Below are 7209 nucleotides of genomic sequence, written 5' to 3' on the forward strand. Positions count from 1 at the left end.
TGCAAACGTCTAAGGGAGAGCCCGTCATGAGCAAGAAAACCAGCGATTTCTTTGTTGAACGCCTGCAGGCATGGGGCGTCACGCGCATTTATGGCTATCCGGGCGATGGCATCAACGGCGTGCTGGGCGCTATCCAGCGGGCCAATAAAGCCGGTGCAGGCATCGAATTTATTCAGGTGCGACATGAAGAGATGGCGGCTTTTATGGCTGCCGGTCACGCCAAATTTACCGGGGAGCTCGGCGTCTGTCTGTCGACCGGCGGACCTGGCGCGACCCATCTGCTGACCGGCCTGTACGATGCCAAAATGGATCACGCGCCGGTGCTAGCGATTGCCGGCCAGGCGGAAACCACCGCGCGCGGCGCCAGCTACCAGCAGGAGATGAATCTGGACCGCATCTTCGCCGATGTGGCGAACTTCGTGCAGGAAGCGGCAGCCCCGGCGCAGGTCCAGCATCTGGTCGATCGCGGTGTGCGCATTGCCAAAGCGCAGAACGGCGTCGCGGTGATCATCCTGCCAAAAGATTTGCAGGATGAGAACTGGCAGCCACCGCAGCATGCGCACGGATTTACCCATTCCGGGCCGGGCTATCAGCGGCCAAAGATTGTGCCCTACGACGAGGATTTGCGCCGTGCCGCTGAAGTGCTTAACGCCGGCAAAAAAGTCGCGGTACTGATCGGTGCCGGTGCGCGCGGTGCTGCGGTTGAAGTGGTGCAGATTGCCAATGTGCTCGGCGCGGGCGTGGCCAAAGCGCTGCTGGGCAAAGACGTGCTGCCGGACGATGCGCCTTTTGTCACCGGTTCGATCGGCCTGCTCGGCACCAAACCGTCGTGGGAGCTGATGCAGAACTGCGACACTTTACTGATGATTGGCAGCGGTTTTCCGTGGACCGAATTTCTGCCGCCGGAAGGTAAAGTGCGCGCGGTACAAATCGATATCGATCCGGCGATGCTGGGGCTGCGCTATCCGTGCGAGGTCAACCTGCACGGCGACGCGGCAGAAACCCTGCGCGCGCTGTTGCCGTTACTGACGCATAAAGCGGATCGCCACTGGCAGGAGGAGATCGCGGTGCAGGTGCGCGACTGGTGGGCGTTGATGGAACAGCGCGCCATGGCGCCCGCCAACCCGGTCAATCCGCAGCGCGTGGTGTGGGAGATGTCCCCGCAGCTGCCGGACGATGCGATTGTCACCTCGGACTCGGGCTCCTGCGCCAACTGGTTTGCGCGCGATTATCGGGTGAAGCAGGGCCAGCGCGCCACGCTGTCGGGTGGTTTGGCTTGCATGGGGGCCGCCGTTCCGTTTGCCATCGCCGCGAAATTTGCTTTTCCCACTCAGCCAGTAGTGGCGCTGGTGGGCGACGGGGCGATGCAGATGAACAACCTGGCCGAGCTGATCACCATTCAGAAATACTGGCAGCAGTGGGCCGATCCGCGCCTGATTGTCTGCGTGTTCAATAATCAGGATCTCAATCAGGTCACCTGGGAACAGCGGGTGATGGAAGGCAATCCGCGCTTTGAAGCTTCGCAGCAGCTGCCGGATGTGCAGTATGCGCGCTTTGCCGACAGCCTCGGTTTGCAGGGCATCTATGTCGACCGGCCGAAGGATCTGGCAGCGGCGTGGCAGCAGGCGCTCAGCGCCACCCGACCGGTAGTGCTGGAGGTGAAAACCGATCCGGAAGTGGCCCCGCTGCCGCCGCATATCACACTTAAGCAGGCCAAAGCTTTTATGTCGTCAATGGCGAAGGGAGACCGCGGCATGGCGCAGGTGATTAGCGACACCGCCAGTCAGTTGCTGCACAGCAAGGGTTAGCGCGCTGTCCTGTTTATGCCCGGGATAACGCCTGGCTAAATATTTACTGTTTCACTGTAGGGTGCGCATTAATGCGCACCTAGAATATACAATCGATCTGATTCCCATCGCTTTGAATTATCCATAATATATTGTCGTATATGCAGTAATTCGTTTTCATTGCGGATAACGCGATCGTAGAAGCTGCGTTGCCAGATTTTATATCCTGCCTGACGCGTGACGCCGCCTTTAAACAAATTAATTATTTGATTGATGGAGCGTTCATTATGTTCCTGTAACCACAGAATGGCATGGAAGTGATTGGGCATCAGCGCAAATGTATCAAGCGTGGCGAAACGCGTCCGGCGCGGAACCTCGTTCCAGGCGGAGATAACGATATTTCCTAAAGGCGAGGCTATCATTATGCCATCATGTACATTGCCAAATAAGGAGCGACGCTGATGACACACCAGCGTTAAAAAATAGGCGCCTGCCGAACGATAATTATAATGCTTCAGGCGGGGATATTTGCGATTTTTCATTATGACCTCCTTGTTCAAAAAGAATGTGCTCCTTTTATTTGCGGAAAGCCATTAGAAGAGGGTAACGTTGGGAGTTGCATTCCAGATATTCAGAGCGCGATGAATGGGTTATTTTTAGATGAGTGCGGGGTTTTACCAGGTCGCCATAAATGGCGCCCCTACAGGGTTGGGATTGTGTTTGGTCGCCGTAATTGGCAAAACCACAGGACGGTACAAGGTTTTGTAGGGTACGCATTTATGCGCACCAGGATAATTTTAGATGAGTGCGGGTTTTTACCAGGTCGCCATAAATGGCGCCCCTACAGGGTTGGGATTGTGTTTGTTTGCCGTAAATGGCAAACCCACAGGACGGTACAAGGTTTTGTAGGGTGCGCATTCATGCGCACCAGGACAAAAACAAACGAATTAAACGCCGTTCTCCCCTCACACCATCCGCTCAATCTCGCTCAACGGCACCGCCCGGCTGAACAAATATCCCTGCAGCTCATTACACCCGGCATCGGCCAGCGCGTTCTTCTGGCCCTCGGTTTCGACGCCTTCGGCAGTGACGGTCAGGCCCATGGCGTGGCCGAGGCGCACCACGGATTCGACAATCGCGGTGGAGTTCTCCGCCACGCCCAGCGACTGGGTAAACGACCGGTCGATTTTAATCTTGTCGACCGGAAACGTGCTGAGATAATTCAGGCTCGAATAGCCGGTGCCGAAATCATCCAGCGCGATACGGAACCCGGCGTCGCGCAGCGCGATGATGCTGTTGCGGGCTTCGTGTTCATCCTCAATCAACACGCCTTCGGTGATTTCCAGCTCCAGCCGCTGCGGATCGGCACCTTCCGACTGCACAATCTCAATTATGCGTTCGACAAACCCGCTGGCGCGGAACTGCACCGGCGAAACGTTCACCGCCACAATCACCTGCGGTAACTTCAGGGCGGTTTTGCAGGCCTCGCGCAGCACCCATTCGCCCAGCGGAATAATCATGCCGGTCTCTTCGGCGATGGCGATAAAGTCCGCAGGCGACACATCGCCGCGCTGCGGATGATGCCAGCGCAGCAGCGCTTCCAGTCCGACAATCTGCTGGCCGCTGATCTCCATCAGTGGCTGATACCACACCGCCAGACCGTCGTACGTGACCAGCGCCTGACGCAGATCCGCCGCTATCTGCTGCCGCGTACGCAGCGATTCATCCATCACCTTTTCAAACTGGCGATACTGACCGCGTCCGCCATTTTTCGCTTCGTATAGCGCAATGTCGGCTTTGCGCATCAGCTCCAGCCGGTCAATGCCATCGCGGGGTGCCAGCGCCAGGCCAATGCTGACGCCAACCCACAGTTCGTTGCCCACCAGCTGATACGGCTCGCCCAGCGCGGCGATGATGCGCTGCGCCAGCGCCTGCACCTGACCGATATTCTCTACCTCCGGCATCACGATGATAAATTCATCGCCGCCAATACGCCCGACGGTATCGCTGGCGCGCACCAGGTGGCTCAGGCGGCGCGCCACCTCGATAATCAGATCATCGCCGGCGTGATGGCCCCAGGTATCGTTAATGATTTTGAAGCGGTCCAGATCCAGCAGCAGCAACGCCACGCGCTGGTCGTGACGCGTCGCGGCGGCCAGTGCCTGAGTCAGCCGATCTTCAACCAGCGCCCGGTTCGGCAGCCCGGTCAGCACATCGTGAAACGCCAGATGTTGCGCCTGCGCCTCGCTGGCCCCGAGCTTCAGCAGTGACTGCGATAAATCGAGCGAGGAAGTCCAGATACGCCGCACCATAAACAGACACAGCAGGGTGATCAGCAGCACCGAAATCAGCGTGGAGGGACCGAGGGTACGCAACATCTGCGCGCCCGGCTTGTCCGGATCCCAGCTAAGGTAGCCGACGATATCGCCCTGACGCGAGGTCAGCGGATAGCGCGCTTTGTGTTCGTTCTGCGGTACGCCATCGCTAAAGAAGAGCTGCCGCAGCTGGCTGCGTTCAGACAGGTTGCGCAGATAGCCATCATCAAGAAACTTAATACTCACCAGCCGGTAGCGCCCGGCCTCGCGCGTGCTGCTGATATCGCCCACCGCCAGCGCTGCCGCACGCTGGCCGATGCGGACAAAATCCGCGCGGTCGGCCGGACCGGGTACCTCATCACTGCTTTGCACCAGTGGCGTCTGCAACAGATCGCGCAGGTACGGCCCGATGCGCAGATCCGCCACCGGCTGGCCGTTGCGCCACACGGCGGTCGGCTGATTGGTGCGGTCAAGCAGCACAATCAGCTGATGATCAAACATATCGTACAGCCAGCTACCGACGTTTTGATTCAGCCAGTCGCTGTCAGGCTGCGGCTGCGCCAGTTGATCGGCGAGCGGGGACCAGCGCGTCAGGCTGCGCAGCTGGCGCAGATGTTCACTCAGGCTCTGATTGAACGAGGCGGCGATCATCCGCTGCTGCTGCTCGCGCGCCTCATGGTTGGTGGCCGAGGTGCTCCAGAACAGGCCGAAACCGGCACCGAGAAAAGTCAGCAGCAAAATCGCCACCAGCGGCAGGATCACTTCGCGCAAAAAATTGCGGCGAAAACCGTGCGAAAGTTTGAAGGTGTTTATCATTTTAAGGTTTCGCGCTCCGGGCAGGGCTTACTGAATAAATTAGCAGAATTTACGCAGCCTGCATCCGATAAGGGAAGCGTTAAAGGCGTGAAACTGCACGCAATTTTTTTGCGCATAGTCACAAAGGTAACAGTTAAGTGGATTTTATTGAATTGGTCGCCGTCTGGCTGCCATCCTGCTGCCTTAAAGCAAATTCATCCGCACGTCACTGAGCCGTCACGGCACTGTCATCTGTCTCCCGCACTGTAGTCGCCATTCCGCAGCCTCTTCCGCTGCGCCCCTCAACCTGAAGCGAATGAGGTATTGAGCGTGATGGAGATATCCAGACATCCGACCACTGTCTATCAGGCGGTTGCCGCCCAGCTGGAGCAGGCGCTGCAGGAGCGCTATCGCTGCGGCGATTATCTGCCGTCTGAACAGCAGCTGGCCGATCACTATGCCGTCAATCGCCATACGCTGCGCCGGGCGGTAGATGAGCTGGTGAACAAAGGCCTGCTGCAGCGGCGCCATGGCGTCGGCATCCTGGTGCTGATGCGCCCGTACGACTATCCGCTGCATGCCCAGGCGCGCTTTAGCCAGAACCTGCTGGAGCAGGGCAGTCATCCCACCAGCGAACGGCTGCTGGCGGTACTGCGTCCGGCCAGTAGCGACGTGGCCGCCGCGCTGGGCAGTGACGAGGGCGCCAGCGTCATTCATTTACGCACCCTGCGCCGCGTCAACGGCGTGCCGGTGTGCGTGATCAACCACTATCTGCCCGACCTGCGCTGGTGGCCGGCGCTGCAGACGTTCCAGCACGGTTCCCTGCACGACTTCATGCAGCAGCAGCTCGGCCTGCAGCTGAGTCGCCGTCAGACCCGCATCAGTACCCGCCGCGCACAGGCCAAAGAGTGCAAACAGCTGGAGATTACGCTGCACGCGCCGCTGCTGTGCGTGCGCACCCTGAACACACAGCCTGACGGTCAGGTGGCGGAGTACTCCGTCAGCCTGACGCGTGGCGACATGATTGAACTCACCCTGGAGCACCAATGAAACAGCAAACCGCCCGTCAGCACTGGCTTTCGGTGCTGGCGCACAGTGAAGCCAGCGCGCTGGCCAGCCACTGGCAGTCGCTACAGCTTACACCCGCCTTCGAGCGCCTGCGCCCGGCGGAAACCGGTTTAACCCGTCTGCAGGCGCGCATGGGCGGCAGCGGGAAACGCTTCGTCATGGGCGATGCCACCGTCACCCGCGCGGTGATCAGACTGCACGACGGCACGCTGGGTTTTAGCTATGTGCTGGGGCGCGATAAGGCGCATGCCGAACGCTGCGCGCTGATTGATGCGCTGCTGCAACAGCCGGAAACCCAGGCGCTGCTGCAGGAAAAAATTATTGCCCCGCTGGCGGCACTGCGTGAAGAGCAGCGCCAGCTGCGCGCGCGGGAGATCGCCAGCTCCAAAGTGGATTTCTTTACGCTGGTTCGCGGAGATAACGAATGACATTACTGGCAAGTTTTAACCATCCGGTTGCCGACGCCCAGCGCGCCTTCCGCCGCATTCTCAAAGCGATGAGCGAGCCGGGCGTGATGGTCTCGCTGCCGCTGGCGCAGGGCTGGGGCGATCTCTCCCCGGCCGCAACGGCGGTGCTGCTGACGCTGGTCGATCAGGAGAGCGCGCTGTGGCTGGATCGCCGCGTGGACAGCGATATCCTGCGCAGCAACCTGCGCTTTCACACCGGCGTACCGATTGTCGATGAGCGCGATGCCCCGTTTGCGCTGACCCACGCGGCGGCCAATCCCGATCCCGCCTGCTTCGCTGCCGGTGACAATCTGTCCCCTGAGAAGAGCACCACGCTGATTGTCGAAGTGCCGTCGCTCAACGGCGGGCTGACGCTGCGCCTCTCCGGGCCCGGCCTGCGTGAGCCGCGCGCCATCGCGCCGCAACTGCCGGCCGCCATTCTGACCTATCTGCGTGAGCGCCCGCATCCGTTCCCGCAGGGGGTGGATCTGATTTTCACCTGCGGTGAAGCGATGATGGCGCTGCCACGCACCACCGACGTGGAGGTGTGCTGATGTATGTAGCCGTGAAAGGGGGCGAAAAGGCGATTGCCAGCGCCCATCAGCTGCAGGCCGATCTGCGCCGTGGTGATCGCAGCGTTGCGGAGCTGGGCTGCGATCAGGTGGCGCAACAGCTGGGGCTGGCGGTGGACCGGGTGATGACCGAAGGCGGCATCTTTGACACACAGCTGGCGGCCTTGGCCATCAAACAGGCCAGTGGTGATTTGGTCGAGGCGATTTTCCTGCTGCGCGCCTACCG

Annotated in this window: 7 protein-coding genes; 5 read left to right on the plus strand and 2 right to left on the minus strand. The window is 59.9% G+C overall.

Annotated features, from left to right (window positions below; translation table 11 throughout):
* Window positions 1-26 precede the first annotated feature (26 nt).
* Complete coding sequence (locus tag FT726_RS14925) at window positions 27-1808, plus strand: thiamine pyrophosphate-requiring protein (RefSeq protein WP_288421881.1); 1782 nt, start codon at window positions 27-29, stop codon at window positions 1806-1808.
* Window positions 1809-1876: 68 nt separating this feature from the next.
* Here FT726_RS14925 and FT726_RS14930 read toward each other — a convergent pair whose 3' ends face one another.
* Both FT726_RS14930 and FT726_RS14935 read right to left on the minus strand, forming a co-directional pair.
* A complete protein-coding gene (locus FT726_RS14930; RefSeq protein ID WP_288421879.1) occupies window positions 1877-2329 on the minus strand; it encodes a transposase in 453 nt (150 codons plus the stop codon).
* 423 nt (window positions 2330-2752) lie between these two features.
* Entirely contained in the window at window positions 2753-4918 is a 2166-nt protein-coding gene (locus FT726_RS14935; RefSeq protein ID WP_346302976.1) for an EAL domain-containing protein, read from the minus strand.
* 312 nt (window positions 4919-5230) lie between these two features.
* On the opposite strand from FT726_RS14935, the gene phnF reads away from it, so the two are divergent.
* The 4 genes from phnF to FT726_RS14955 all read left to right on the plus strand — a co-directional run.
* Window positions 5231-5947 (plus strand): phosphonate metabolism transcriptional regulator PhnF, encoded by a 717-nt coding sequence (gene phnF, locus FT726_RS14940; protein WP_132466836.1) that lies wholly within the window; start codon window positions 5231-5233, stop codon window positions 5945-5947.
* A complete protein-coding gene (phnG, locus tag FT726_RS14945) occupies window positions 5944-6393 on the plus strand; it encodes a phosphonate C-P lyase system protein PhnG (RefSeq protein WP_058757348.1) in 450 nt (149 codons plus the stop codon). Before phnF ends, phnG begins: the two co-directional genes overlap by 4 nt.
* Window positions 6390-6965 carry a phosphonate C-P lyase system protein PhnH gene (gene phnH / locus FT726_RS14950; protein WP_058774784.1) on the plus strand — a complete coding sequence of 192 codons (576 nt, stop codon included), beginning with the start codon at window positions 6390-6392 and terminating at the stop codon, window positions 6963-6965. Before phnG ends, phnH begins: the two co-directional genes overlap by 4 nt.
* Window positions 6965-7209: carbon-phosphorus lyase complex subunit PhnI (locus FT726_RS14955; RefSeq protein ID WP_346302977.1), on the plus strand; the 245-nt coding region annotated here is incomplete at its 3' end. The genes phnH and FT726_RS14955, both read left to right, overlap by 1 nt.

The organism is Pantoea sp. Morm, assembly GCF_016643525.1.
In the GTDB taxonomy this organism is placed as follows: Bacteria; Pseudomonadota; Gammaproteobacteria; order Enterobacterales; family Enterobacteriaceae; genus Pantoea; species Pantoea dispersa.

Excerpts from the sequence above, each read along its gene's own strand:
- FT726_RS14925 (WP_288421881.1), top strand. The coding sequence starts at position 27 with ATGAGCAAGAAAACCAGCGATTTCTTTGTTGAACGCCTGCAGGCATGG.
- FT726_RS14930 (WP_288421879.1), bottom strand. The coding sequence starts at position 2,329 with ATGAAAAATCGCAAATATCCCCGCCTGAAGCATTATAATTATCGTTCG.
- FT726_RS14935 (WP_346302976.1), bottom strand. The coding sequence starts at position 4,918 with ATGATAAACACCTTCAAACTTTCGCACGGTTTTCGCCGCAATTTTTTG.
- phnF (WP_132466836.1), top strand. The coding sequence starts at position 5,231 with ATGGAGATATCCAGACATCCGACCACTGTCTATCAGGCGGTTGCCGCC.
- phnG (WP_058757348.1), top strand. The coding sequence starts at position 5,944 with ATGAAACAGCAAACCGCCCGTCAGCACTGGCTTTCGGTGCTGGCGCAC.
- phnH (WP_058774784.1), top strand. The coding sequence starts at position 6,390 with ATGACATTACTGGCAAGTTTTAACCATCCGGTTGCCGACGCCCAGCGC.